General features: G+C 71.1%; 22 protein-coding genes and 2 pseudogenes. 15 read left to right on the top strand and 9 right to left on the bottom strand.

The annotated features are described in order from the left end of the window. Positions 1 to 29: 29 nt before the first annotated feature. Complete coding sequence (locus JNW91_RS17155) at positions 30 to 2312, top strand: M28 family peptidase (protein WP_309244396.1); 2283 nt, start codon at positions 30 to 32, stop codon at positions 2310 to 2312. A gap of 77 nt (positions 2313 to 2389) precedes the next feature. Here the strand turns inward: JNW91_RS17155 and JNW91_RS17150 are convergent, their stop codons facing one another. Continuing rightward, positions 2390 to 2878, bottom strand: a complete 489-nt coding sequence (locus tag JNW91_RS17150; RefSeq protein WP_203176423.1) for a hypothetical protein — start codon at positions 2876 to 2878, stop codon at positions 2390 to 2392. A 284-nt stretch (positions 2879 to 3162) separates the two neighbouring features. Between JNW91_RS17150 and JNW91_RS17145 the strand changes: the two genes are divergently transcribed. Beyond that, entirely contained in the window at positions 3163 to 5313 is a 2151-nt protein-coding gene (locus JNW91_RS17145) for a tetratricopeptide repeat protein (protein WP_203176421.1), read from the top strand. Positions 5314 to 5318: 5 nt separating this feature from the next. On the opposite strand, the gene JNW91_RS17140 is transcribed toward JNW91_RS17145, so the two are convergent. Both JNW91_RS17140 and JNW91_RS17135 read right to left on the bottom strand, forming a co-directional pair. Then, entirely contained in the window at positions 5319 to 6260 is a 942-nt protein-coding gene (locus tag JNW91_RS17140) for a threonine/serine dehydratase (protein WP_203176419.1), read from the bottom strand. 14 nt (positions 6261 to 6274) lie between these two features. Beyond that, on the bottom strand, positions 6275 to 7075 hold the full coding sequence (locus tag JNW91_RS17135) for a 2OG-Fe(II)-dependent halogenase WelO5 family protein (RefSeq protein ID WP_203176417.1): 801 nt from the start codon (positions 7073 to 7075) through the stop codon (positions 6275 to 6277). A 260-nt stretch (positions 7076 to 7335) separates the two neighbouring features. Between JNW91_RS17135 and JNW91_RS17130 the strand changes: the two genes are divergently transcribed. The 3 genes from JNW91_RS17130 (at position 7336) to JNW91_RS17120 (ending at position 8959) form a co-directional block, all read left to right on the top strand. Continuing rightward, positions 7336 to 7521 carry a hypothetical protein gene (locus JNW91_RS17130; RefSeq protein WP_203176415.1) on the top strand — a complete coding sequence of 62 codons (186 nt, stop codon included), beginning with the start codon at positions 7336 to 7338 and terminating at the stop codon, positions 7519 to 7521. Between the two features lie 31 nt (positions 7522 to 7552). Beyond that, positions 7553 to 7912 carry a hypothetical protein gene (locus JNW91_RS17125; RefSeq protein ID WP_203176413.1) on the top strand — a complete coding sequence of 120 codons (360 nt, stop codon included), beginning with the start codon at positions 7553 to 7555 and terminating at the stop codon, positions 7910 to 7912. 330 nt (positions 7913 to 8242) lie between these two features. After that, the gene (locus JNW91_RS17120; RefSeq protein WP_238425148.1) at positions 8243 to 8959 is read left to right on the top strand and encodes a cyclase family protein; all 717 of its coding nucleotides are present in this window, start codon (positions 8243 to 8245) and stop codon (positions 8957 to 8959) included. 41 nt (positions 8960 to 9000) lie between these two features. On the opposite strand, the gene JNW91_RS17115 is transcribed toward JNW91_RS17120, so the two are convergent. From JNW91_RS17115 to JNW91_RS17105, 3 genes are all read right to left on the bottom strand, one after another. Beyond that, entirely contained in the window at positions 9001 to 9255 is a 255-nt protein-coding gene (locus JNW91_RS17115; protein ID WP_007465523.1) for a Smr/MutS family protein, read from the bottom strand. A gap of 122 nt (positions 9256 to 9377) precedes the next feature. Then, positions 9378 to 9746, bottom strand: coding sequence for a tetratricopeptide repeat protein (locus tag JNW91_RS17110; RefSeq protein ID WP_203176411.1), 369 nt, complete (start codon positions 9744 to 9746; stop codon positions 9378 to 9380). Positions 9747 to 9835: 89 nt separating this feature from the next. Then, positions 9836 to 10606 carry an ROK family protein gene (locus JNW91_RS17105; RefSeq protein ID WP_203176409.1) on the bottom strand — a complete coding sequence of 257 codons (771 nt, stop codon included), beginning with the start codon at positions 10604 to 10606 and terminating at the stop codon, positions 9836 to 9838. Between the two features lie 62 nt (positions 10607 to 10668). Here JNW91_RS17105 and JNW91_RS17100 point away from each other — a divergent pair. From JNW91_RS17100 to JNW91_RS17090, 3 genes and pseudogenes are all read left to right on the top strand, one after another. Further along, positions 10669 to 12305, top strand: a pseudogene (locus JNW91_RS17100) (ABC-F family ATP-binding cassette domain-containing protein). Positions 12306 to 12343: 38 nt separating this feature from the next. Then, positions 12344 to 12652, top strand: coding sequence for a hypothetical protein (locus JNW91_RS17095; protein WP_151492198.1), 309 nt, complete (start codon positions 12344 to 12346; stop codon positions 12650 to 12652). A gap of 249 nt (positions 12653 to 12901) precedes the next feature. Then, positions 12902 to 13627, top strand: coding sequence for a methyltransferase domain-containing protein (locus tag JNW91_RS17090; RefSeq protein WP_203176407.1), 726 nt, complete (start codon positions 12902 to 12904; stop codon positions 13625 to 13627). Here JNW91_RS17090 and JNW91_RS17085 read toward each other — a convergent pair. Then, positions 13624 to 14631, bottom strand: coding sequence for a LacI family DNA-binding transcriptional regulator (locus tag JNW91_RS17085; RefSeq protein ID WP_203176405.1), 1008 nt, complete (start codon positions 14629 to 14631; stop codon positions 13624 to 13626). The two genes, JNW91_RS17090 and JNW91_RS17085, sit on opposite strands and share 4 nt — an antisense overlap. Positions 14632 to 14777: 146 nt before the next feature. On the opposite strand from JNW91_RS17085, the gene arfA reads away from it, so the two are divergent. The 5 genes from arfA (at position 14778) to JNW91_RS17060 (ending at position 20547) form a co-directional block, all read left to right on the top strand. Beyond that, positions 14778 to 16292: an arabinosylfuranosidase ArfA gene (gene arfA, locus JNW91_RS17080; RefSeq protein WP_203176403.1), complete on the top strand. Its 1515-nt coding sequence runs from the start codon at positions 14778 to 14780 to the stop codon at positions 16290 to 16292. Positions 16293 to 16353: 61 nt separating this feature from the next. Then, complete coding sequence (locus JNW91_RS17075; protein ID WP_203176401.1) at positions 16354 to 17685, top strand: ABC transporter substrate-binding protein; 1332 nt, start codon at positions 16354 to 16356, stop codon at positions 17683 to 17685. Between the two features lie 6 nt (positions 17686 to 17691). Continuing rightward, entirely contained in the window at positions 17692 to 18654 is a 963-nt protein-coding gene (locus JNW91_RS33625; protein WP_203176399.1) for a carbohydrate ABC transporter permease, read from the top strand. Between the two features lie 10 nt (positions 18655 to 18664). Continuing rightward, positions 18665 to 19522, top strand: a complete 858-nt coding sequence (locus JNW91_RS17065) for a carbohydrate ABC transporter permease (protein ID WP_203176397.1) — start codon at positions 18665 to 18667, stop codon at positions 19520 to 19522. Then, positions 19519 to 20547, top strand: coding sequence for a glycoside hydrolase family 43 protein (locus tag JNW91_RS17060; RefSeq protein WP_203176395.1), 1029 nt, complete (start codon positions 19519 to 19521; stop codon positions 20545 to 20547). The genes JNW91_RS17065 and JNW91_RS17060 overlap by 4 nt, the downstream gene beginning before the upstream one ends. Before the next feature lie 52 nt (positions 20548 to 20599). Here the strand turns inward: JNW91_RS17060 and JNW91_RS32400 are convergent, their stop codons facing one another. Together JNW91_RS32400 and JNW91_RS17055 are read right to left on the bottom strand one after the other, a co-directional pair. After that, the gene (locus tag JNW91_RS32400; RefSeq protein ID WP_238425150.1) at positions 20600 to 20749 is read right to left on the bottom strand and encodes an amino acid permease C-terminal domain-containing protein; all 150 of its coding nucleotides are present in this window, start codon (positions 20747 to 20749) and stop codon (positions 20600 to 20602) included. Positions 20750 to 20788: 39 nt separating this feature from the next. Next, positions 20789 to 22095: pseudogene (locus tag JNW91_RS17055) on the bottom strand (amino acid permease); the annotation flags it as partial. A gap of 203 nt (positions 22096 to 22298) precedes the next feature. Here JNW91_RS17055 and JNW91_RS17050 point away from each other — a divergent pair. Together JNW91_RS17050 and JNW91_RS17045 are read left to right on the top strand one after the other, a co-directional pair. Next, the gene (locus JNW91_RS17050) at positions 22299 to 23957 is read left to right on the top strand and encodes a glycoside hydrolase family 10 protein (protein ID WP_203176386.1); all 1659 of its coding nucleotides are present in this window, start codon (positions 22299 to 22301) and stop codon (positions 23955 to 23957) included. Between the two features lie 178 nt (positions 23958 to 24135). Continuing rightward, positions 24136 to 24672, top strand: coding sequence for a phospholipase (locus JNW91_RS17045; protein WP_203176380.1), 537 nt, complete (start codon positions 24136 to 24138; stop codon positions 24670 to 24672). Positions 24673 to 24691 lie beyond the last annotated feature (19 nt).

The raw sequence follows: 24691 nt of genomic DNA, 5'->3' as shown, positions 1-24691 counted from the left end.
GGTAGGCGGCCCTGGTCGCGCTGGCCGCAGTGGGCGCCGGCGGCCTGCTCGACCTGCGTACGCCGGCGCCGACGCCGGCGGGCGCGCCGGCGGACGAGTTCAGCGCCGGTCGGGCGTACGAGGACGTCCAGGTCGTCGCGGCCCGGTCGCATGTCGCCGGCAGCTCGGCCAACGACCAGGTCCGCGCGTACGTCGAGCAGCGGTTGCGGGGGCTGGGCCTGGAGACCGAGGTGCAGGACACAGTGGCCCCGGAGGCTGGCCAGCTCAGCGGAGCGGCGGGCGGCGCGACCCTGGCCCGGGTCCGCAACGTGGTGGCCCGGCTGCCCGGCACCGACCCGACCGGCCGGGTGTTCCTGGTCGCCCACTACGACTCGGTGCAGACCGGGCCGGGCGGCAACGACGACGCGGCGGGCACCTCGGCCATCCTGGAGGTGGCGCGGGCGCTGACGGTCGGCCCCAGGCCACGCAACGACATCGTCTTCGTGCTGACCGACGCCGAGGAGGCGTGCCTCTGCGGCGCGTCCGCGTTCGCCGCCAGCCATCCGCTGGCCGCCGACGGCGGGGTGGTGCTCAACCTGGAGGCGCGTGGCTCCACCGGGCCGGTGATCATGTTCGAGACGTCCCGGAACAACGCCAGGCTGGTGGACGTCTTCGGCCGGGCCGCCCCGCACCCGGTCGGCACCTCGTTCGCGGTGGAGATCTACCGGGCGCTGCCCAACGACACCGACTTCACCGCGTTCCTGGACGAGAAGTTCGTCGGGCTGAACTCGGCGTACATCGACGGGGGCGCGATCTACCACACGCCGTTGGACACCCCTGCGGCGATGGACCGGGGCAGTCTCCAGCAGCACGGGGACAACGCGCTGGGCCTCGCCCGGGAGTTCGGCCGCACCGACCTGACCGACCTGCGCTCCGGACACGACGCCACCTACTTCCCGGTCCCCGGCGGGCTGGTCCGCTATCCCGGCTGGCTCACCCTGCCGCTGGCCCTGCTCGCCGTGGCCGCGGTGGCCGCGCTGGCCTGGCTGACGCGTCGGCGAGGGCGGGCCAGCACCGGCCGGCTGGTCGCCGGCTTCGCGTTGGCCCTGGTGCCGATCGTGGCCGCGCCGGTCGCCGCCCAACTGCTCTGGCTGGGGATCACCACGATCCGGCCCGGATACGCGGAGCTGCTCGACCCGTACCGGCCCATCTGGTACCGGTTGGCCGTGCTGGCGCTCGCCGCCGCCATCCTGTTCGCCTGGTACGCGCTGCTGCGCCGCCGGATCGGCCCCGCCGCGCTCGCCGTCGGCGGGTTGGCCTGGCTGGCCCTGCTCGGGGTGCTGCTCGCCGTGGCGGTGCCCGGCGGGGCGTACCTCACCACCCTGCCGGCGCTGGCCGGGGCTCTCGGCGGGCTGGTCGCGCTGCGTACCCGGCAGACCGGGCCGTGGCCGGTGGTGGCGGTGACCGCCGCCGCCGCGGTCGGTGTGGTCATCCTGCTGCCCACCGTGGTGCTGCTCTTCCCCGCGCTGGGGATGGCGATGGGCGGGGTGGCCGCGCTGGTCGCGGTGCTGCTCGGCCTGACCGCCCTGCCGGTGGTCGACCTGCTGCACCCGCAGGCCGGCGGGCAGCGCGGGCTGCTGGCGCTGCGGGCCCGACGGCTCGCGATGCTGCCGGCCGGGGCCGCCGCCGTCGCGGCGGTGGTGCTCGCCGGGGTCGGACTGGCCGTCGACCGGTTCGACGCCGCCCACCCCGCGCCCACCCATCTGATGTACGCCCTGGACGCGGGTACCGGCCAGGCCCGCTGGCTGAGCCACGAAACCGACCCGCAGCCGTGGACGGACGGCTACGTGGACGGGGTGGCCAGCGTGGAGGACGACTTCCCCGGCCTCGGCGACGGTGAGCTGCGGGTCGGGCCGGCGCAGTCGGCGAACCTGCTGGCGCCGAAGCTGGATGTGCTGGCGGACTCCCGTTCCGGTGGCGAACGCACGCTGCGGTTGCGGCTCACCCCGCAGCGGACGGTCCGGCTCGCCACCCTGCACGTCGACACGACGACGGCCACCGTGCTGCGCGCCGAGGTGGCCGGCCGGGCGGTGCCGGTGGAGCCCCGCGAGGGCAGGTGGGGTTTCGGGATGGTCTTCCACGCTCCGCCGACGGAGGGGATCGAGGTCACGGTGACGCTGCGGCCGATCGCCGCGCAGGTGGCGCTGCGGGCGATGGACGCCAGTGACGGCCTGGACGCGCTGCCCGGATTCCGGCCCCGGCCGCCGGCCGTCGGCGTCGTCGGTTCGCACAGCTCGGAGATGCTGGCGGTCGCGCGCACCTATCCCCTCTGAGAGAGGAACCGGTGGTCCGGCGGCGCGTTTCTATCCGCCGGACCACCGGTTTCGCCTCGATTGTTAATGCCTTTCGGTCAACCCGCCGGTTCGGGTTGACCGGCACCGATGCGCCGCCAGCGATTCCCGTCGTGATCGGTGAAGGTGAGTTCCACCAGAACGGTGTCCGTCGCGTGTAACCGACGCTCCCCCGTGACGGTGACGAACAGGTCGTGATTGTCCCGGCCGTGTATCCGCCGGACCTGTTTCACGGCGCCCAGCTCGACGGGCGGGCCGTCCGGCTCGTCGGGCGGGACGAGGCGCGGCAGCACCAGCACGTCCAGCACCGGGGCGTCGCTCTCGTTGGCCACGGTCACCCGCAGCACCGAGTTGCCGCGGATCTCGGCCACCGCCGAGACCAACCGGGCCTGGGTGGCACGGATCCGCAGCTCATCGGTGCGGCGCGCGCGGATCTCCCGACGCAGTCCGAGGTAGACGAACAGGACACTGGCGATCGAGCCGACCGCGCCGAACCAGTCCGGTACGGAACCCCAGTCGACCACATCCTGGACAGGCGAGAGGTTCATACGTCCATCGTGGAGGCGCCGCGCGAACGTCGAGCACGGCGGATCGGCCCGAATCGCCGCCGAAATGGAAATCGGGACGCGGATTCCGGTCACCCGGGCGGCCTAAACGGAGAGTGTGCAAGTCAGCACGGGGGTGGATACCCTTGCCGTTGCGTGGCGCGGGCGACAAACCCCTCCAGCCGTCCACCAGATGGACACGATCTTTTCGTTGCCCGTCCCTCAGCGACATTCGCCACCGAAGGGGGACCGCATTGACTGCGGACGTTCCACCCGAGGATGTTGACGTGCCGCGGCCGGCCTACGACCGGCCGAGTCGGGTCTCCGTCGACCCACCACTCGGGCGGCTGGACTGCCCGCTGCACGGCCGCGACGACCTGATCGAGGAGATCATGCGACCGCGGGAGGAAACCGGCGACCGGCCCTCGGTGCACATCCTGTGCGGCATGGGCGGCTCCGGTAAGAGCCACGTCGCCCTGGAGATCGCCCGCCGGGCCCGCGCCGACGGCCGCACCGTGTGGTGGGTGCAGGCCGGCCGGCTCAACTCCGGGATGCGCGAGGTGGTCAGCCAGCTCGGTGCCTCGGAGACGCAGGTGGACCAGGCCTGGGCCGGGATGATCAGCGCGACCGACCTGGTCTGGCGCTACCTGAACCAGGCCGGGCAGCCCTGGCTGCTGATCTTCGACAGCGTGGACGAGCCCGCCACGCTCGGCCCCACCGACGGTGTGCTCGCCGACGGCACCGGATGGCTGCGCAGCCCCGAGGCCGACGACGGCGTGGTGCTGGTGACCAGCCGCGACGGCAACCGGGCCACCTGGGGCACCTGGTCGACGCTGCACCAGGTACGCCCACTCGACGCCGACGCCGGCGCGAAGGTCCTCATCGACCGGGCCGGCGCGGAGGCCGGTGACCTGGCCGACGCCCGGGAACTGGCCCATGAGCTGGGCGGACTGCCGCTGGCGTTGCGTGCGGCCGGCAACTACCTGCGGTCGGTCAACGCCAGCCCGGTCTGGCGCGGCTCGTCCACCATCACCACCTTCGCCGACTACCGGGCAGCGGTACGGCGTCGCTTCCGCTCCCCGCGCGACGCCGCCGACGTCGACCTCGACGAGTCGCTCGGCCTGGAGATCGTCCGCGAGGTCGACGACATCTCCCTGGACCTGCTGGCCCGCCGCCAACTCCAGCAGAGCCGACCGCTGCTCAACGTGCTGGCCTGCCTGAGCGTCTCCCCCGTGCCCTACGAGGTGGTGCTCAAGCCGGCCATCCTGTCCGGGTCGCCGCTGTTCGAAGGGCTCACCGGCCGGCAGCGCGTGAAGGTGCTGGAGGGCATCGGCGACCTCGCCCTGGTCGACTTCGACGTCCGGGAGGACGTCACCGACCCGGCGTTCGCGCACGTGCTGTCGCTGCACCCGCTGGTGCACGCCATGTTCCGCGACCGCGACGAGGTCCGGGAGCAAATCGCCGAGTACCACGGCCTGGTCATGAAGCTGCTGCTCGCCGCCACCGAGGGGCAGAGTCCGGACGACTCGGCGGTCTGGGCCAACTGGGACGTGCTGGTGCCGCACCTGGTCGAGGCGGTACGCGAATATCTCGTGCCGCAGCAGCAGAAACACGACCCCGAGACGGTACGCCGTGCACTGGAGCTGGCCCGGCTCACCGCCCGCTACCTCATCGCGGTCGGCCTGCCGGGCTCGGCCTTCGACATCCTGGAGCCGATCGTGCGCGGCTGTGCCGCGTACGACCACGACCTGGACCGACCGCAGGTGCTGGCGCTGCGCCACGAACTGGGCCGCACCTGGCTGGAACGCAACCAGCCCGAGATGGCCGACCGGGTGCTCCGCGAGGTGATCGCGGACCGCACCCGCGTCCTGGGCAGCGACGACCCCGACACCCTCGCCAGCCGGCACAAGCTCACCAAGGCGATCATGGCGCAGCGACAGTGGCCGGAGGCCGAACTGGAGCTGCGGCAGATCGTCGCCGCAGAGGACCAGGTCCGCGGCCCCGAACACTGGGACACCATGATCGTGCGGCACAGCCTCGCGTTGGCCGTCCTCGCCCAGCACCGGGCCCCCGAGGCCGAGGAGATGCTGCACGCCATCCTGGAGGTCCGCTACCGGTTGTGGCCGCTCAACCAGCCGGAAACCTGGCAGGCCCGGCACACGCTGGCCCGGTGCATGCAGGCGCAGGGCCGGCTCGCCGAGGCGGAGGCGGAGCTGCGGGCCACCCTGGCCACCGTGGAACCACGGCACGCCGACCGCGGCGAGGTGCTCGCCATCCGGGCCACCCTCGCCGCCGTGCTGCTCCTCGACGGTCGACTCGACCCGGCCATCAAGGAGTACGAGCGGTTGCTGGCCGACCGGCGGCGGCTGCTCGGAGACACCCACCTGGACACTCTCCAGGTCGAACACGCGCTGCGCCGCCTACGCGACGGCGGCTGAACTCGTCAGTGCGGCGCGGCCGGCCCCAGGTCGCTCGGGTCGGTGTTGCCACCGCAGACGATCAACGCCACCCGCTCCCCCGCCTGCGGCACGTACGCCCCGCCGACAAGCGCGGCCAGCGCGGCCGCGCCACCCAACTCGGCGGCGACCCGCAACTCCGACCAGAGCAGCCGGCGCGCCCGCACCAGATCCTCGTCGCGAACCAGCACGGAGACCACCCCGGTCCGGCGGGCGGTGTCGAACGCGATCTCGCCGATCCGGCGGGCGCCCAGCGAGTCCGTGGCGATGCCGCCCACCTCGATGTCGACCGGCCGACCCGCCTTGAGCGCGGAGTGCAGGGTGGGGATCTGCTCGGGTTCGACGGCGACCACCCGCACCGATCCGTCGAACCAGGTGGCGATGCCGGACACCAGCCCGCCGCCGCCGACCGCCACCAGCACCGTGTCGATCCCGTCGAGCTGCGCCTCCAGTTCCCGGCCCACGGTGCCCTGACCGGCCACCACCTCCGGCTGGTCGTACGCGTGCACGACCAACGCGCCGGTTTCCTCCGCCCGCTGGGTGCTCGCCGCCAACGCCTCGGCGTAGTGCTGGCCCACCTGCCGCACCTGGGCGCCCAGCCCCGCCAGCCGCTGCACCTTCACCGGTGAGGCGGTGACCGGCACGAAGACCTCCGCCGCCACGCCGAGCGACCGGGCCGCGTACGCCACCGCGAGCCCGTGGTTGCCACCGGAGGCGGCGATCACCCCGGCCGGGGGCAGCGGCCCCTGGAGCATCCGGTTGAACGCGCCGCGTGGCTTGAACGAGCCGGTGTGCTGGTGCAGCTCCAACTTGAGGCTGACCTGGCCGGGCACGCCCAGGTCAGCGCCGTCGACGGTCAACACCGGGGTCTCCCGGACCCGCCCCTCGACCAGCGCCGCGGCCGCCTCGACGTCGCTTCTGTCCACCATGGGAACGCCCTTCGCTACGACCAGAGGACCAGTCGACCGTCGTCGGTGAGCCCGACGAAACATCCTACGGAGATCCGCCGGCCATCCGTCGCCGGACGCACCGTGTGATAGTGCCGCGGGTCGAACAGCAGGCCGTCGCCGAGCGCGGGACGCAGCGTCAACGACTGTGCGTCGGCGGCCACGGCCTCGTGATAGCCGTACCCGCCGGGTATCCGCAGGGCCTCGTCGTCCGGCTGCCACCGCCGCCGCCACAGGACCGTCTCGCCGCCGACCGGCGGCACCCGGATGTAGATGTTGAACGCCAACTGGGCCACCACGTCGGCGTCGAGCAGACGGCCGGCGTACTCCCGGGCCGTGTCGTCGAAGTGAACCTGAAGGCCGGCGTTGATCTCGCGGACGATGCCGACGTGCATCTCCCGGCCCTGCCGCCGCCCGGGTGCCACGTCCGGCCAGGCCGCCCGGAGCGCGGCCAGGCACAACTCCCGAGGCCCGTCCGCCAGACCCAGCGTGGACCAGCTCTTCTCGGCCGAGCGGGCCGCGTCCCAGTAGTCGTCGCGCAGGCCACCGGCGTCCCGGTGATCGTTGATGGCCGGGCCGAACTTGGCGACGACGGGAAAGACCCTGCTCTCGTCGTAGCGGTCCATCTCCGCGTCGGCGAGGGCGGCGGTGATCGCGTGGCAGCGGGCGGCGGGCAGCAGCCCCGGAACCCGGATGGCGGCGAGGCGCCCAGCGATGAGTCCGGCGACATCCGCGCGGCTGATCACATCGGTTTCGACGGCGACGAACAACGGATCGGTCCTGCTCGTTTCCTGCACGGCGGTCCTCCCGTGGCGAAGATCCCTCACCGGACGTGTCGCGCCCCCCCGATCCGCGCACCGTGCAATGTACCGAGCGCCGGCAAGACGGCATTTCTCCAGTTCCGGGCGGGGTGGCGCGGGCGCCGCTACCATCGGCGCAACCGGGGGTACGCCGCGCAGAGCCGTACGGGCACGCGGTTTCCGCCGATCGGGGAATGGTGACGGCTCCCGGCCTCACGGATGATGCGACTAGTTCGAACACTGACAGGGAGTTCGATATGACTGGCGCCGGCTCGACCGATCTCGACATGCAGGTCGACCGCCTCGAAATGGCGCGTCGAATAGCCCGGGAAATGATCGAGTCCGACCATCAGGCACTGGAACTCGCCGTCCGGCAACGCCCGCAGTGCTGGTCCCGACGCCCGGCCGGCCACGGCGCCCGCCCCGACGCCCTCGGGGGCTGACCCCGCTCGTGCGACGTCGGATACTTCGGCCATGCCCCTGTCACCGCCACGCCCCGACCTCGCCGACACCGACAGGGCCGACCCGCGCTCGTCGCTCCTGGTGCTGGCCGGCTGGTACGTGGCCGTCGTCGTGTCGTTCGGCTGGTTCCTCAGCACGCTTTCCGCCTCGGTCCCGGCGGACTGCGGCGAGGTGTGCGACTCCGAACGATCGAGAATGCTGATGGTCGGGCTCTACGTGGCCATGCCGGCGCTGTTCCTCGCGCTGCTGATCAGCCTGGCGATGCTCGCGGCGCTCGTCTGGAGTACCCGGATTCGCTCGTCGGTCCTGGTGGGCACCCTGTCCGCGGTGTTGCCGCTGCTCGGGTGCGGCTTCCTCGCCGCGAGCCTGTGACGGTCGACCAGTCGTTGCGGCCCTCGATCCAGCGGCGGGATACCGTACCTGCGGTGTTTCGAACCGCGTGACCGAGGAGTCGATGCTGGGATGACGGCAGAGCGAGCGGTGCCAACACAGGACGACGTGCTCGGGTACTTCGACACGCTGTCGAACTGGGGACGGTGGGGCGACGACGACGAGCTCGGAACTCTGAACCACATCACCGACGACGTCCGGCTGGCGGCGGCGCGGGCCGTACGCCACGGCAGGAGCGTGTCCTGCGCATGGGAGGTTGCCGTACCGCAGGACATGGAGCGGTCAACGACGACGTGCCCGTGCGCCGCCGACATGCCGGGCGCCGAGAACATGCCGGTGCCCGCCTTCCACGCCGACCGGCGCTGGGGCTTTTCTAACGAGCGGCTCGGCATCATGTTCCACGGCAACACGATCACCCACGTCGACTCGCCGTGCCACATCTTCTGGGACGGCAGGATGTACAACGGGCGGTCGCACTCGCTGGTCGACGCCGAAACGGGATCGGCGTGGGCGGCCGTCACGGCGGCGGCGAACGGGATCGTCACCCGTGGCGTGCTGCTGGACGTCGCGGGGGCCCGCGGCGTGCCGTGGTTGGAGCCGGGGCAGGGCGTGTTTCCCGACGATCTCGAGGAGGCCGAGCGTCGCCAGGGTGTCCGGGTGCGACCTGGCGATGCGGTGCTCCTGCGAACCGGCTATGGCCGCTTCCGGCACGAGGCCGGCGAGGCCAGCGGTTTCACGCAGGCCGGCTGGCACGCGTCCTGCCTGCCGTGGCTGCAGGAACGGGAGGTCGCGCTGATCGGCGCTGACAGCCCCCAGGACGTTCAACCCTCGGGGTACGACGACGTGTTGATGCCGGTGCACGCCGTGAGTCTCGTCGCGATGGGTCTGTGGATGCTCGACAACTGCGACCTGGAGGCGTGCGCGACAACGGCTGCCGAGCTCGGCCAGTGGGACTTCCATCTCTCAGTCGCGCCGGTCCGCTTCGCCGGTACGTCCGGCAGCCCGGTCAACCCGATCGCCACATTCTGACCGCGGTTCACCCGGGTGCGATGCTCCGAACCCAGGTCAGGTTACTTCCAGCGGAAGTGGACGAAGAGGCGGCCGAAGTTCTTGGAGTCCTTTTCCACGCGGTGGTAGAGCTGCTTGACATCCTTCTGGTCGAGGAACCGCAGCACCCGCTTCTTGAGCTGGCCGGACCCCTTGCCAGGGATGATCTCCACGAGGGTGGCCTTCTTCGCCACCGCCTCGTCCATGATCCCGCGCAACGCGCGGTCGATGTCCTGCCCCTTGTTGAAGATCTCGTGCAGGTCCAGCTTGAGCTTCATGCCGCAGCCCCCGGCCGGTCAGGTCCCATGTCCGCCATCCTAGGCACCCCCGGTGGCCCGCCCGTCGGACGAGCGAGGGGCGGCCCCGGAGGACCGCCCCCTGCTCGTCACCGGGTGCACGCTCAGCGCGTGCCGCCCACGCGGGCCTCGACCCGCTCGAGCGCCACCCGGTAGTCGTCGTTGGCCGCGTACATGGCGGCGGCGATCCGCAGGTGCCGCAGCGCGTCCGAGGGCCGGTTCAGCCGTTCCAGCGTCCGACCGAGCACGTGGTGCGCGTAGTGGTCGCTCGGGTCCCGCTCGACCAGCTCCCGCAGATGCTCCTCGGCCCGGTTCAGCTGGGCCGACTGGAAGTACGCCCGGGCCAGCAGTTGCCGGACCGCCGCGTTGCCGGGTTCGGCGTCCACGATCGGCTCCAGCAGTCGGGCCGCTCCGCTCGGGTCACCGGTCTCGAAGAACATGGTCGCCCGCCGGTAGTCCGCCAGAAGATCCATCTGCCCACCTCCTCGGGTCGCACCGTCACCTGTTCCGACGCTGGCACAACACCGGGCGTTTTGCGACTGTTCCCGGGGTCGAGATCGCGTCAGGTTCGGGCGTCGCGGCGGCCGGCGGCCAGCTCCCAGGCGCGGACACCGCCGACGATTCCGGCGGTGTTCGGCACCACCACCACATCGTCGCCCATCCGGGCCAGTTGCTCCGGCCGGATCAGCCGCGAGTTGCCCCCGCCCAGGTAGAGCCGGTCCCAGCGGAACACCGGGCGGAGCCCGTCCACCACCTGTCGGATACGTCGCGACCAGAAGGCGTCGCCGAGCCGTCGGCGCTCCGGCTCACCCACGTACGTGTCGTAGGTGGTGCCCCAGCGCACCGGCGCGTGCGACAGCTCCAGGTGCGGTGCGAGGACCCCGCCGTCGTAGAGGGCGCTGCCCAGCCCCGTCCCGAGGGTCAGCACCAGCTCGCAGCCGGTGCCGGCGACCACACCCGCCCCGTGCACCTCGGCGTCGTTGAGCACCAGCGCCGGCACCCCGAAGGCGTCGGCCAGCGCGCCCCGCGCGTCCCAGCCGGACCACTCGGCGAGCAGATCCGGGTCGATCCGGCTGCGTGGGCCGCTGCGGGTCACGTAGTGCGGAGTGGCCACCACCACTCCGTGCCGGATCATCCCGGGTACGCCGACCGTCAGCCGGTCCGCGGTCGGCAGCCGCCCGCCCAGGTCCAGCAGGGTCCGGACGAACAGGGCGGGCGGCAGCGGGTACGGGGTGGGCACCCGCAGCGGCCGGGCGCGCATCGTGCCGGCCTCGTCGAGCACCGACGCCTTGATGCCTCCGCCACCGCAGTCGATCGCCAGTGTGGTCACCACGCCGTTGAGTCTGCCCGCTGCCGTCGGTTCGTATGCGGCCAGCCGGATAGGCTGCCGTCCTGATGAGCGCCACGATGATCGTCAAGGACCTGGCCGCCGGGCACGGCGACCGCCCACTCTTCGCCGGGCTGGACCTGGTGGTCGCCCCCGGCGACGTGGTCGGCCTGGTGGGGCCGAACGGAGCCGGCAAGTCGACGCTGCTGCGTACCCTCGCCGGGTTGTTGCCGGTCGAGGCCGGCAGCGTGCGACTCAGCCCGCCCACCGCGAGCGTCGGGCACCTGCCCCAGGAGCCGGAACGGCGGCCGGGCGAGACGGTACGCGACTTCCTGGCCCGGCGGACCGGGGTGACCGCCGGGCAGGCGGCGCTGGACGCGGCGACCGAGGCGCTGACCGCCGGGACGGCGGGGGCCGACGACGCGTACGCCGACGCGCTGGAGCGCTGGCTCGCCCTCGGCGGCGCCGACCTGGACGAACGCGCCGAGCTGGTGAGCGCCGACCTGGGGCTCGCGGTCGACCTGGACCACCCGACGACCGGGTTGTCCGGCGGCCAGGCGCCCGGGCCGGGCTGGCGTCGCTGCTGCTCAGCCGGTATGACGTGTTCCTGCTCGACGAACCGACCAACGACCTGGACCTGGCCGGGCTGGAGCGGCTGGAGGAGTTCGTCAACGGGCTGCGGGCCGGCACGGTGCTGATCAGCCATGATCGGGAGTTCCTCACCCGGACGGTGACCCGGGTGCTGGAGCTGGACCTGCCGCAGCAGCAGGTGCACCACTACGGCGGCGGCTACGCGGCCTACCTGGAGGAGCGCGAGGTGGCCCGCCGGCACGCCCGCGCGGACTTCGAGGAGTACGCCGACACCAAGGCCGGGCTGGAGGCTCGGGCGCGCACCCAGCGGGGCTGGATGGAGAAAGGCGTGAAGAACGCCCGCCGCAAGGCCACCGACAACGACAAGATCGGCCGCAAGTTTCGCAGCGAGTCGAGCGAGAAGCAGGCCGCCAAGGCCAAGCAGACCGAACGGCTGATCGAACGGCTCGACGTGGTCGAGGAGCCCCGCAAGGAGTGGGAGCTGCGGATGGAGATCGCCGCCGCGCCCCGCGCCGGCGCGGTCGTGGCCACGCTGCGCGGCGCGGTGGTACGCCGCGGCGGGTTCACCCTCGGCCCGGTCGACCTCCAGATCGACTGGGCGGACCGGGTCGCGGTGACCGGGGCGAACGGCTCGGGCAAGTCCACCCTGCTGGCCGCGCTGCTGGGGCGGCTGCCGCTGGACGCCGGCACCGCTTCGCTCGGGCCGGGTGTGGTGGTCGGGGAGGTGGACCAGGCCCGAGGGCTGTTCCTCGGCGAAGCGCCGCTGATCGACGCGTTCCAGGCGGCCGTACCCCACATGTCGCCGGCGGACGCGCGGACCCTGCTGGCCAAGTTCGGGCTGCGCGCGGCGCACGTGCCACGGCCGGCGGCCACCCTGTCCCCCGGCGAGCGGACCCGGGCGGCGCTGGCGCTGCTCCAGGGCCGCGGCGTCAACCTGCTGGTGCTCGACGAGCCCACCAACCACCTGGATCTGCCCGCCATCGAGCAGCTCGAATCGGCGCTGGCCAGCTACCCGGGCACGCTGCTGCTGGTCACCCACGACCGGCGGATGCTGGCGGCGATCGAGACGAACCGGCGGCTGCGGGTCGACGGCGGGCGGATCGCCGAGGATTGATCCGTGCCGGCGGGCCGTCGCGGGGTGAGAATGACGCCATGCTCAAGTGGGAGTACGCCCTGCTGGTCCGCCGTCGTCAGGCCGCGACCAACGACCTGGGCTGGGAGGTCGTCTTCGTCTGGTACGGCCCGGACGGCTCGATGGTCGACGTGACGCCGTACGGCGACACCGCGCTGGCCCACCTCAACCGGGCCGGTGACCAGGGTTGGGAGTTGGTCGCGATGAGCGAGGACCCGTCCCTGCCCGGCAACAACGAGTTGCACCGCTACCACCTGAAGCGGCCCAAGCCGGCCGCCCCGCCGCCCCGCCAGCGGATGCGTGGCGGTCGCCGTACCCTCTCGGGCTGAGTCTGACCGCTCCCTGAGCAGGTCCGGCCCTGGCCTTGGCGGCGCTGCCCTTCGCGGCGTAGCTGAAGTCGGCATGTCCCCGGTTGAGCGTCATACCTGTGAGTCATATTGATGACCCACAGGTATAACGCTGGTCACGGCTCCTGCCCCGGGCCGCGACCCGCCGGCCAGCGTTGCGCCATCCCCGAGGTGGGCGATCTGGGCATACCGGGCGCGATTGCGGGTATCGCGCGGCGGGAGGTGGCCCGAATGGTCGCTTTGGCACAGACTCCGCCCTCGGCCGACCGGCTGCGGGCGATCGACGATTTCCTCGCACAGGCGTGGGCGGACCAGGTACGGCACGACGAGCGCGTGCGCGGTCTGGCCGTGGACGTGCGCTTCGACCGGGGCGTGGCCCATCTGAGCGGCGAGGTGGCCGAGCCCGCCGACCTGCGGCTGGTCCGCGAGTTGGTGGGGCGGCTGGCCGGGGTCTACGGCGTCTGGTGCCGGGTCGGCGTCGGCGGCCGGGAGCCGGTGGTGGTGGACCTGGGCTGCGGGCCGACGAAGCAGTGGCCGAGCAACCTGGGGTTGGACATCTATCCGGCACCGGGGGTGGACGCGGTGGCGGACCTCTCCGGCTCGCTTCCCCTGGCCGACAACTCGGTCGACGTCCTCTTCGCGGTGCACATCCTGGAGCACCTGATCGACTTCCTGCCGCTGGTCGACGAGTGCCATCGGGTACTCCGGCCGGGCGGCGTGCTGCACGTGATGAGCCCCTGGTGGGGGCATGTGAACGCGGTGGCCGACCCGACCCACGTCCGCTTGATGGACGTGCAGACGTTCAAGGGGATCTGCCAGCTCCGGCCCCCGGGCACCCCGCGGTGGTATCCACTGCACGCCGGCTGCGACGGCGCCTCGATCTTCGCCGACCTGACCCCCCTCCCGTCGGACGCCGAACCCGCGACCACGTCCCACCTGGCCCGCTTCTTCGACTAGGGGGTCTGGGTGGATTCGCGGAGTTCCAGGCGGTAGGGGGCGGACAGCTCTCGGGCCGGGGCGGCGCGGTCACCATCCAGGCGGTTGGCCAGGAGTTCGACGGCCAGGCGGGCGATCTGCGCCTTGTCCGGGGCGACGGTGCTCAGGGTCGGGATCGAGAACCGGCCGTCCTCGATGTCGTCGAAGCCGACCACCGCCACGTCCTCGGGCACCCGCAGGCCGGCCTCGTGCAGCGCCCGCAGGGCGCCGAGGGCGAGCGTGTCGTTGAAGCAGAACACGGCGTCGGGGCGTACACCGGAGGTGAGCAGGCCGCGCATCGCGGCCGCGCCGTCGGCGCGGTGCCAGGCCGACGCGGGCGCCACGAGGGCCTCGTCGTAGTCCAGGCCGGCGGCGCGCAGCGCGTCGCCGTAGCCGGCCAGACGCAGTCGGGCGCTGGCGCCCTCGTCGGTGCGCTGTGAGCCGATGGCCGCGATCCGGCGCCGACCGAGACCGATGAGGTGGCCGGTGATCTCCCGGGCCGCGCCCACGTTGTCGATCACCACGCGATCGGCCGGGCCGTGGTCGACCCGTTCGCCGAGCAGCACCATGGGGGTGCCGTCCAGGCCGGCAAGGTCTTCCGCGGTGAGCGCCAACGGGCTGAAGATCAGCCCGTCGATCAGGTGGTCGGTGATGCCGGACGCGACCACCCGTTCCTGCTCCCGTCCGCCGCCGGTCTGGTCGATGAGCACGGTCCAGCCGAAGTCGGCGGCAGCGGTGACCACGTAGCGGGCCAGCTCGGCGAAGTACGGAATGTCCAGTTCCGGTACGGCCAGGGCGATCACACCGGTGCGACCCTTGCGCAGGTGTCGGGCCGAGAGGTTGGGCCGGTAGTTGAGCTCGGCGATCGCCTCCTCGACCCGGGCGCGGGTGTCCGGCCGGACGTGCACGTAGCCGTTCACCACGTTGGAGACGGTCTTCACCGAGACGCCCGCCCGTTCGGCGACGTCCTTGAGCCTGTGTCGCACTCCGCAACCTCCCCGATGTAACCCAGCGCACCATACCTCGCCAGCGGCCCTTTACAACGTTGCCTACAACGTTGTAGAAACGAGGGACACCGGGTGCGCCGTGACAGCGATCACCCGGCCCCTGCACTGAGGAAAGGTGGCACCCCTTGCGGAGCGCGCAGCTGACGATCGACCCGGCCTTCTCGATCGGGCCGGCCGACCGACGTCTCTTCGGCTCGTTCGTCGAGCACATGGGGCGGTGCGTCTACGGCGGCATCTACGAGCCCGGCCACCCCAACGCCGACTCCCGCGGCCTGCGCCGCGACGTGCTGGAACTGACCCGCGAGCTGGGCGTCTCGGTGGTCCGCTACCCGGGCGGCAACTTCGTCTCCGGCTACCGCTGGGAGGACGGGGTGGGCCCGGTCGGTGACCGGCCGCGCCGGCTCGACCTGGCCTGGAAGACGATCGAGACCAACGCGTTCGGGCTGGACGAGTTCATGACCTGGGCCGCCGAGGCCGGCGTCGAGCCGATGATGGCGGTCAACCTCGGCACCCGTGGCGTCCAGGAGGCACTGGACCTGCTGGAGTACGCCAACCACCCCGGCGGCACCGCGCTTTCCGACCTGCGCCGCAAGCACGGCGCGGAGGATCCGTACGGGGTGCGGCTGTGGTGCCTCGGCAACGAGATGGACGGGCCGTGGCAGGTCGGCCACAAGACCGCCGACGAGTACGGCCGACTCGCCGCCGAGGCCGCCCGCGCGATGAAGATGATCGACCCGTCGATCAGCCTGGTGGCCTGCGGCAGCTCCAACCGGCGGATGCCCACGTTCGCCGCGTGGGAGGCGACCGTGCTGGAGCACACCTACGAGCACGTCGACTACATCTCGGCGCACACCTACTACGACCCGTCCGACGGCGACCAGGCCAGCATCCTGGCCTCCGCCGTCGACATGGACAACTTCATCACCGAGGTCGTCGCGACCGCCGACCACGTGGCCGCCCGGCAGCGGCACAAGCGCAAGCTGAAGATCTCGTTCGACGAGTGGAACGTCTGGTACGAGTCCCGCCTCCAGGCCGACCTGGACCGGCGCGGCTGGGTCGAGGCCCCGGCGCTGATCGAGGACGACTTCACCGCCGTCGACGCCGTGGTCGTCGGCGACCTGCTGATCACCCTGCTCCGGCACGCGGACCGGGTCGGGGTGGCCGCCCAGGCCCAGTTGGCCAACGTGATCGCGCCGATCCGCACCCGCAACGGCGGTCCGGCCTGGCGGCAGAGCATCTTCCACCCGTTCGCGCTGACCGCCCGGTACGCCCGGGGCACCGTGCTGCGCACCGAGCCGGTGTCGCCGCGCTACGAGACGAAGAAATACGGGGACGTGCCGGTGCTCGACACCGTCGCCGTGCACGACGAGGAGACCGGCGAGCTGACCGTCTTCGCGGTCAACCGTGACCAGACGGACCTCCCACTGGACATCGACCTGCGTGGCCTGCCGTCCATGTCCGGTCTGTCCTTCCAGAGCATCGCTGCCGGGTCCGACCCGTCGGCGACCAACACCGAGGCCGAGCCCGACAGGGTGACGCCGCGGGAAATGCCCACCCCCACCCCCGACGGCGGCCGGTGCACCGTGCGCCTGCCCGCCGTCTCCTGGAACGTGCTGCGGTTCGGCCCGACCAGCGCCTGAGGTCGTACCGGGCTTGAGCAGGCACAATTCATTCCGTCCCCCTCCAAGGAGAGATACCAGCATGATCCAGAACGACATGAGTCGGCGTCGCCTGCTCGGCCTCGGTCTCGGACTGGGTACCGCGGCCACCCTGACCCTCGCCGGCTGCGGCGGTGGCGACGACAACGCCTCCGGGCCGGCCGCCGGCAACGGCGGCAAGGAGTACACCGGCCCCAAGGTCGACCTGAAGCTGTGGAACGGCTTCACCGGTGGCGACGGCGAGATCTTCAAGGCGCTGGTCAACCAGTTCAACACCGAGCACCAGAACATCGCCGTGTCGGTGGCCACGTACCAGTGGGAGGACTACTACAACAAGCTCCCCGGCGCGGCCTCCAGCGGCAACGGTCCGGACATCGCGGTCATGCACATGGACCAGCTCGCGACCTTCGCCGCCCGCGGCGTGATCACCGAACTGGACGACGTGGCCAAGAACCTGGAGCTCTCCGAGGCGGACTTCGCCCCCACCGTGTGGAACGGCGGCCTCTACAACAACAAGCGGTACGGCATTCCGCTGGACATGCACCCGCTGGGCTTCTACTACAACAAGACCGCCATGCAAAAGGCCGGCCTGGACCCGAACAAGCCGCCGACCACCAGGGACGAGTTCACGGCGGCGCTGGGCGAGCTGAAAGAGTCCGGCGTGCAGGGCTTCTGGGTGAGCCCGTTCCAGTTCACCGGCGGCATGACGTTCTACTCCCTGCTCAACCAGTGGGGCGGCAGCCTGTTCGACGCCGAGGTGACCAAGGCGACGTTCAACTCCGACCCGGCGGTCGAGGCGTGCACCTGGCTGGTCGACATGATCAAGCAGGGCCACTCGCCGGCCAACGTCGGCCAGGACGCCGAGTACCTGGCGTTCAAGAGCGGCAAGAACGCCTTCACCTTCAACGGCATCTGGCAGATCAACGATCTGAAGAAGAGCCCCGAGGTGCAGTGGGGCGTCGCCCCGCTCCCCCAGATCGGCAGCAAGCCGGCGGCCTGGGCCAACTCGCACAACTTCACGATCGTGAAGCAGCGGGCCAACAACGCCAACAAGATCTCCGGCGCGAAGGTCTTCATCAACTGGCTGAGCCAGCACTCGCTGGACTGGGCCAAGGGCGGCCAGATCCCGGCCCGCAAGGACGTCCGTGAGAGCGCCGAGTTCAAGGCGCTGCCGGAGATCTCGGCGCTCGCCCCCGAGCTGGAGTACGCCGCCTTCCCGCCGGCGACCCCGGGCCTCGGCGAGGTCATCAAGACCTTCTACGACACGTTCAACGTGGCCGCGCTTGGCAAGAAGTCGCCCAAGCAGGCGCTCGACGACGGGGTGGCCAAGGCCAACAAGCAGCTCGAGGACAACCGCAAGAAGTACGGGAGCTGATAACCAGTGGCGGACGTGATCGAGGTCGGGGCGGCGCGCGGTGACGCGCCGCCCCCGGCGGCCAACGCAGCCCGCCGGGCCTCAGCGGGCCGGACCGGACGGGCGACGCCATACCTGTTCCTCGCCCCGTACCTGGTCCTGTTCGGGGTCTTCGGCCTGCTGCCGATCGTCCTCGGCCTCTGGCTGAGCGTGCACCAGTGGGACTTCCAGCTGCCCAACAGGCCGTTCGTCGGGTTGGACAACTACAAGGAGCTGTTCTCCAGCGACTCCGCCGTCTACGGCGACTGGTGGCAGAGCGTCCGGGCCACCGCCATCTTCACGGTGCTGTCGGTGCCGCTGCTGGTGGTCGTACCGCTCGGGTTGGCGATGTTGCTGAACCGCTCGTTCCCGGGCCGGACGTTCTTCCGGGCGATCTACTTCGCGCCGTACGTGCTGGGCGTGGCCGTGATCGGCCTGCTCTGGCGGTTCCTGCTCGATGCCAACCTGGGCCTGGTCAACCGGCTCCTCGGGGTGGTCGGGCTGCCGTCGGACACCCCGTGGGTGACCAACATGCCGTGGGCGTGGATCTCGCTGGTGGGCGTCACCGTCTGGTGGACCTCGGGCTTCAACGCGGTGATCTACCTGGCCGGCCTGCAGGACATCTCGCCGGAGCTGTACGAGGCGGCCCGGATGGACGGCGCCAACGCCTGGCAGCGGTTCCGCAACGTGACGCTGCCCGGGTTGCGCCCGGTGCTGCTCTTCGTGATCACCACGACCGTGCTCGCCTCGGCGAACATGTTCGGCCAGTCGTTCCTGATCACCCAGGGTGCGCCCGGCACGGAGACCCGCACGGTTGTCTGGTTCATCGTCGAGGAGGGGCTGCGGAACAACAACGCCGGTAAGGCCGCCGCGATGAGCATCGTGTTCGCCCTGATGCTGGCGGTCGTGAGCATCGCCAACTTCCGCCTCTTCCGCTACAAGGAAGACTGAGGGGACCGCCATGACGACGCCCACACCGACCACCGGTGGCTCCGCATCGGGGCCGCGCCGGGTCGTGTTCTACGCCACCCTGGTCGCGCTCACCCTGATCTTCCTGACCCCACTGGTGTGGATGGTCATCACCTCGCTGAAGACCTACACGGCCGCCCAGGAGATCCCGCCGAGCTGGCTGCCGAACCCGGTCGCCGGGTACGGCTACGAACAGATCCTCAACAACTCGGCCAATCCGGTGCTGCGCTGGTTCCTCAACAGCATGGTGGCCGCCACGCTGCACTCGCTGCTGGTGCTGGTGACCGCCTCGATGGCCGCGTACTCCCTGGCCCGGCTGCGGTTCCGCGGGCGCGGGGTGACCTTCGCCCTGATCGTCGGGACGCTGTTCATCCCGCCGACCTCGCTGATCATCCCGAACTTCCTGATCGTCGACCAGCTCAACTGGATCGACACCCTCGCCGTGGTGGTGGTGCCCGGCGCGGCCAGCGCGTTCGGGGTGTTCTTCCTGCGGCAGTTCTTCCTCTCGCTGCCGAACGAGCTGGAGGAGGCCGCCACGCTCGACGGCGCCAACCAGTGGCAGATCTTCTACAAGGTGGTGCTGCCGCTGTCCAAGCCGGCGCTGGCCACCCTGGCCGTGCTGTCGTTCCTCACCAACTGGAACGACTTCCTCTGGCCGATCTTCGTGCTGTTCAGCCCGGACCAGCTCACCCTGCCTCCGGGCCTGGGGCTGCTCCAGGGCTCGTACGTCACCGACTACCCGGTGATCATGGCGGGCGCGGTGCTGGCCAGCCTTCCGGTGCTGATCCTCTTCGTCCTGGCGCAGCGGCACATCATCCAGGGCGTCTCCCGCAGCGGTCTGAAGGGGTGACCCCCACAAGGACCTGGCGCGGCGGCGCGGCGGCGATCATCATCGCCGCCGCGCTGCTCGTTTCGGGCTGCGCCGGCGACACCGAACCCACCCCCACCACGAGCAGCGGGAGCGACCCCAGCATGTTCACCAATCCGGTCGTGGAGACCGACGCCCCGGATCCACAGGCGATCCGGGTGGGCGACACCTGGTACCTGTTCCACACCAACTCGCACGGCCGCAACGTCCCGGTGCTCACCTCGACGAATCTGGTCGAGTGGACCGAGGCCGGGGACGCCCTGCCGGCGCTGCCGGACTGGGCGGACGCCGGCAGGACCTGGGCGCCGGAGGCCATCCAGCTGGCACCGGACCGCTTCCTGCTCTACTACACGGTCGCCGGCCGGGAGTCCGGGCGGCAGTGCGTCGGGCGGGCGGTGGCCAGTGCGCCGCAGGGGCCGTACCGGGACGACGCGGCCGGCGCGCTGATCTGCCAGGCCGAGCTGGGCGGGGCGATCGACGCCAGCCCGTTCCGGGACACCGACGGCAGTCTCTGGCTGCTGTGGAAGAACGACGGCAACGCCATCGGGGTGGACACCTGGCTCTGGTCGCAGCGCCTCGCCGACGACGGACTGACCCTGGTCGGGGAACCGACGAAGCTGCTCAAGCAGACCGAGCCGTGGGAGGGCACCCTGATCGAGGGGCCGTTCTTCCACCGCCAGAACGGTCGACTGCTGCTCTTCTTCGCCGCCAACGCGTACGACCGGGCGGAGTACGCCGAGGGCTACGCGGTCTGCGAAAGCCCGACCGGCCCGTGTGTGAAGGCCACCGGGAACCCGATCCTGAAGAGCAACGAGGCCGCCTCCGGCCCCGGTCACGCGTCGATGGTGGTCAAGGACGGCCGCACCTGGCTGCTGTACCACGCCTGGCCGCCCGGCCAGGAGGGCAGCACCGACCCCGGCCGCCAGGTGTGGCTCGACGAGGTGACCTGGGTCGACGGCAGGCCGGTCGTCAAGGGCCCGACCGCCACACCGCAGTCCCGCCCCTGAGCCGGTCGTGCGGAAGGGCCCCCGGGTCGGGGGCCCTTCCGTACGCGTCGGGTCAGGCGGCCGGTTCGCGCGGGGCCGGCGCGACGGCCGGTTCGTGCCGGGCCAGCCGGTTGCGGCGGTAGCCGTAGCCGAAGTAGATGATCGCGCCGAGCAGCATCCAGGCCAGGAACCGCAGCCAGGTCTCCACCGACAGGTTCAGCATCAGGTAGAAGCAGGCCAGCGCGGAGACGATCGGCAGCACCGGGGAGAACGGCACCCGGAACGGCCGCTCCAGGTCCGGGCGCTTGCGGCGCAGGATCGGCACCGCGACCGACACGAGCACGAAGGCGCAGAGCGCGCCGATGCTGACCAGGTCGGCCAGGGCCGAGAGCGGCAGGAACCCGGCCAGCAGCGCGACCGCCGCGGTCATGATCGCTGAGATCCGGTACGGGGTGCCCCAGCGCGGGTGCACCTTCGCGATCGACGGCGGGATCAGACCGTCCCGGGCGATGGCGAAGCCGATCCGGCCCATGGCCACCAGGTCGACCAGGATGACGCTGGTCAGGCCGGCGACCGCGGCGATGGAGACCAGCACGGCCGCCCACCCGGCGCCGACCGCCTCGAAGGCCGACGCGATCGGGGCGCCACGGTCGATCTCGGTGTACGGCACCATCCCGACGACCACCAGCGAGACGCCGATGTAGAGCACGGTGGAGATCAGCAGCGTACCGAGCAGACCGAGGGTGAGGTCCCGCTTGGGCTTCTTCGTCTCCTCGCCCAGGTTGGCCACGGCCTCGAAGCCGGTGTACGCGAAGAAGACCACGGCGGCGGCGCTGAGCACACCGACGAAGCCGAAGACCGACGGTTCCAGCCCGAACAGCGCCTGGGTGACCGGCTGCTTGATGCCGTCGTCGCCGCTTCCGGCGGGCTCCGCCGGCGGGATGAACGGGGTGAGGTTGGCGGCCTTGACGAAGAACAGCCCGGCGACCACCACGAACACGCAGATGGCCACCTTGACGAGCACCAGCAGTTGGTGATCCGGGAGGATTCCCGGATGCCGACGATCGCGACGATGCCGAGGATCAGCACGATGGCGATGGCACCGATGTTGACCGTGCTGCCCTCCTCGCCGAACCACCGGGTCGGCAGGTCGAGCAGTTCGGCCAGGTAGCCGGACCAGCCTCGGGCGACCACCGCGGCGCCGAGCGCGAATTCCAGCAGCAGGTCCCAGCCGATGATCCAGGCGACGATCTCGCCCATGGTCGCGTACGCGTAGGTGTAGGCGCTGCCGGCGGTCGGCACGCTGGAGGCCAGTTCGGCGTAGCAGAGGGCGGCGAGCAGGGCGACCACGCCGGCGATGGCGAAGGAGATCACGACGCCCGGTCCGGCGCTGTCGCGGGCCTCGATCCCGGTGAGCGTGAAGATGCCGGTACCGATCACGATGCCGATGCCGAAGCCGGTGAGGTCGACCGCACCGAGCCGCCTCTTCAGCCCCAGTTGACCGTCGGTGCCGTCCGCCTCTCCTTGAGCTATCACGTCCTTGATCGGTTTTGTCCGCAGCACGGACATGCGCTCACCCCTCCCACCGTGCGACCACCACCGTGGCGGCCGGTGACCGGCGTTGCTACCCAGCGGCGGGAATGGTCAACCACGAGCCCTTGCGGGAACGGCCCGAGTGTGAAAATTTCCTACCAGCGGCAGATAGCCATCGGCGAATCTTGCCGGAGGTGCCGCGCTGATCACACGGGAGCCCCAACGGAGGGACACACCGCATGAAGGCAACTCGCCTCGCAGCCGCCGGGCTGGCCACAGCCCTGCTCGCCACGCTCGCCGCCGGCACCCCCGCGAACGCGGCACCCGACGCGGCCGCCACCACCGCCACCACCTGCACCACCGACCCGGCCACCCCGAAGCGGCAGTTCCGGGCCATGTGGATCTCATCTGTGGTCAACATCGACTGGCCCAGCAAGGCGTCCCAGACCAGCCCGGACCGGATCGCCGCCCAGCAGGCCGAGTACCGAGGGTTGCTCGACCTCGCCGAGCGACTGCATCACAACGCGGTCGTGGTGCAGGTCCGACCGACCGCCGACGCGCTCTGGCCCTCGCCGTACGAGCCCTGGTCGGAGTACCTGACCGGGGTCCGGGGCCAGGACCCCGGCTGGGACCCGCTGGCCTTCCTCGTCGAGGAGTCGCACAAGCGCAACCTGGAGTTCCACGCCTGGTTCAACCCGTACCGGGTCTCCATGCCGGCCCCCGGCGGCGCGGGCGCGGACATCAACCAGCTCGCCCCCGGCCACCCGGCCCGCGAGCACCCGGACTGGACCTTCGCCTACCCGCCGGCCGGCGTGGCCGGCAGCCGGCTCTACTACAACCCCGGCATCCCCGAGGTCCGCGAGTTCGTCCAGGCCGCGATGATGGACGCCGTCAAGCGGTACGACATCGACGGCGCGCACTTCGACGACTACTTCTACCCGTACCCGAGCGGCACGTACCAGGTGCCCGACGACGCGACGTTCGCCGCGTACAACCGGGGCTTCACGGACCGGGCGGACTGGCGGCGGGACAACATCAACCTGCTGATCAAGGAGATGAGCGGCAGGATCAAGGCCGCGAAGCCGTGGGTGAAGTTCGGCGTCAGCCCGTTCGGCATCTGGCGCAACAAGACCGCCGACCCGCTGGGCTCGGACACCACCGGCAGCCAGTCGTACGACATCATCTCCGCCGACACCCGCAAGTGGGTGAAGGAGGAGTGGATCGACTACGTGGTGCCGCAGCTCTACTGGTACATCGGTCAGTACCCGGCGGCCGACTACGCGCGGCTGGTGCCGTGGTGGGCCGAGACCGTGCGTGGCACGCGCGTGCAGCTCTACATCGGCCAGGCCGACTACAAGAGCGGCGACCCGGCGTACGGGTCGTTCTGGATGAACCCGCGTGAGCTGTCCGACCACCTGACGCTCAACCGCGCGTACCCGGAGGTGCAGGGCAACGTGCACTTCTCCGCCGTGCAGGTGCGGGCCAACCGGCTCGGCGCCACCGACATCTATGCCGCCGAGCACTACTCGCGCCCGGCGCTGGTGCCGGCCATGCCGCACCTGCCCGCCCGGCCGCTGCTCTTCCCGGTGGTCACCAAGGCCACCCGGCAGACCGACGGGGTACGGCTCACCTGGCGTCAGCCGGCCGACGGCGTCGGCCCGCTGGGCACGGCCACCTCGTACGCGATCTACCGTTTCGACGGCACCTCGCTGCCCGGCCGGTGCGCCACCGCGGACGCCTCGCACCTGGTCGGCACCGTCCGGGCCGTACCGGGCGCGGCTCAGTCCTGGGTGGACGCCTCCGCCCAGCCCGGCCGGCGCTACACCTACCAGCTGACCGCGTTGGACCGGTCGGCCAACGAGAGCCTCCCGAGCCCTCCGGCATTCAGCCTGCGCTGACCGCTTTCCCGAATGCCCCGGGCGCCCCGCGCGCCCGGGGCATTCGTCTGTTTCGACGCATGTCACCAATAGTTGGCAAGACACATACCACCTAGTTGATCAGTTGATCGAAACTGGTCGACATCCGGTGACCCGCCGGTAACTTCCGTCCCAGCCGCTCACCCCGCGGAGGTAGACCGTGCCCCGACGTCTCGCCACCCTGCTCGCCTCGGGCGCGCTCGCGCTGCTCGCCACCCTCGCCATCGCCTCCCCCGCCGCCGCCGTGACCCCCGCCCAGCGACTGTCCGTGCTGTCCAGTTGGACCCAGACCAGCGCGTCCAGCTACAACTCCTGGAACAGCGCCCGGCTCGACCGGGCCCCCTGGGTCGAGTACAACTTCAACTGGTCCACCGACTACTGCTCGTCCAGCCCGGACAACCCGCTCGGGTTCACCTTCAACCTGGGCTGCTACCGGCACGACTTCGGCTACCGCAACTACAAGGCGGTCGGCCAGTTCTCCGCCAACAAGTCCCGCCTCGACAGCGCCTTCTACGAGGACCTGAAGCGGGTCTGCGCCACCTACAACTCGGTCGTCCGGCCGGCCTGCTACAGCCTGGCCTGGACCTACTACGAGGCGGTCAGCATCTTCGGCTCGCTCGCCGCCGTACAGCAGGCCGACATCGACCGCGCCGCCCGCATGAAGGCCAACGCCGAAGCCAAAACCCCAACCCCCTAACCCCCACCCCCACACCCAC

The organism is Micromonospora parastrephiae (genome assembly GCF_016802865.1).
In the GTDB taxonomy this organism is placed as follows: Bacteria; Actinomycetota; Actinomycetes; order Mycobacteriales; family Micromonosporaceae; genus Micromonospora; species Micromonospora parastrephiae.
The sequence above is the reverse complement of the archived record's forward strand: the minus strand, read 5'-3'. Positions and strand labels throughout refer to the sequence as shown.

Coding starts and splice junctions, on each gene's coding strand:
- JNW91_RS17150 (WP_203176423.1), bottom strand. CDS start 2,878: ATGAACCTCTCGCCTGTCCAGGATGTGGTCGACTGGGGTTCCGTACCG.
- JNW91_RS17140 (WP_203176419.1), bottom strand. CDS start 6,260: ATGGTGGACAGAAGCGACGTCGAGGCGGCCGCGGCGCTGGTCGAGGGG.
- JNW91_RS17130 (WP_203176415.1), top strand. CDS start 7,336: ATGACTGGCGCCGGCTCGACCGATCTCGACATGCAGGTCGACCGCCTC.
- JNW91_RS17125 (WP_203176413.1), top strand. CDS start 7,553: ATGCCCCTGTCACCGCCACGCCCCGACCTCGCCGACACCGACAGGGCC.
- JNW91_RS17120 (WP_238425148.1), top strand. CDS start 8,243: ATGCCGGGCGCCGAGAACATGCCGGTGCCCGCCTTCCACGCCGACCGG.
- JNW91_RS17115 (WP_007465523.1), bottom strand. CDS start 9,255: ATGAAGCTCAAGCTGGACCTGCACGAGATCTTCAACAAGGGGCAGGAC.
- JNW91_RS17110 (WP_203176411.1), bottom strand. CDS start 9,746: ATGGATCTTCTGGCGGACTACCGGCGGGCGACCATGTTCTTCGAGACC.
- JNW91_RS17095 (WP_151492198.1), top strand. CDS start 12,344: ATGCTCAAGTGGGAGTACGCCCTGCTGGTCCGCCGTCGTCAGGCCGCG.
- JNW91_RS17090 (WP_203176407.1), top strand. CDS start 12,902: ATGGTCGCTTTGGCACAGACTCCGCCCTCGGCCGACCGGCTGCGGGCG.
- JNW91_RS17075 (WP_203176401.1), top strand. CDS start 16,354: ATGATCCAGAACGACATGAGTCGGCGTCGCCTGCTCGGCCTCGGTCTC.
- JNW91_RS17065 (WP_203176397.1), top strand. CDS start 18,665: ATGACGACGCCCACACCGACCACCGGTGGCTCCGCATCGGGGCCGCGC.
- JNW91_RS32400 (WP_238425150.1), bottom strand. CDS start 20,749: ATGCTGAACCTGTCGGTGGAGACCTGGCTGCGGTTCCTGGCCTGGATG.
- JNW91_RS17050 (WP_203176386.1), top strand. CDS start 22,299: ATGAAGGCAACTCGCCTCGCAGCCGCCGGGCTGGCCACAGCCCTGCTC.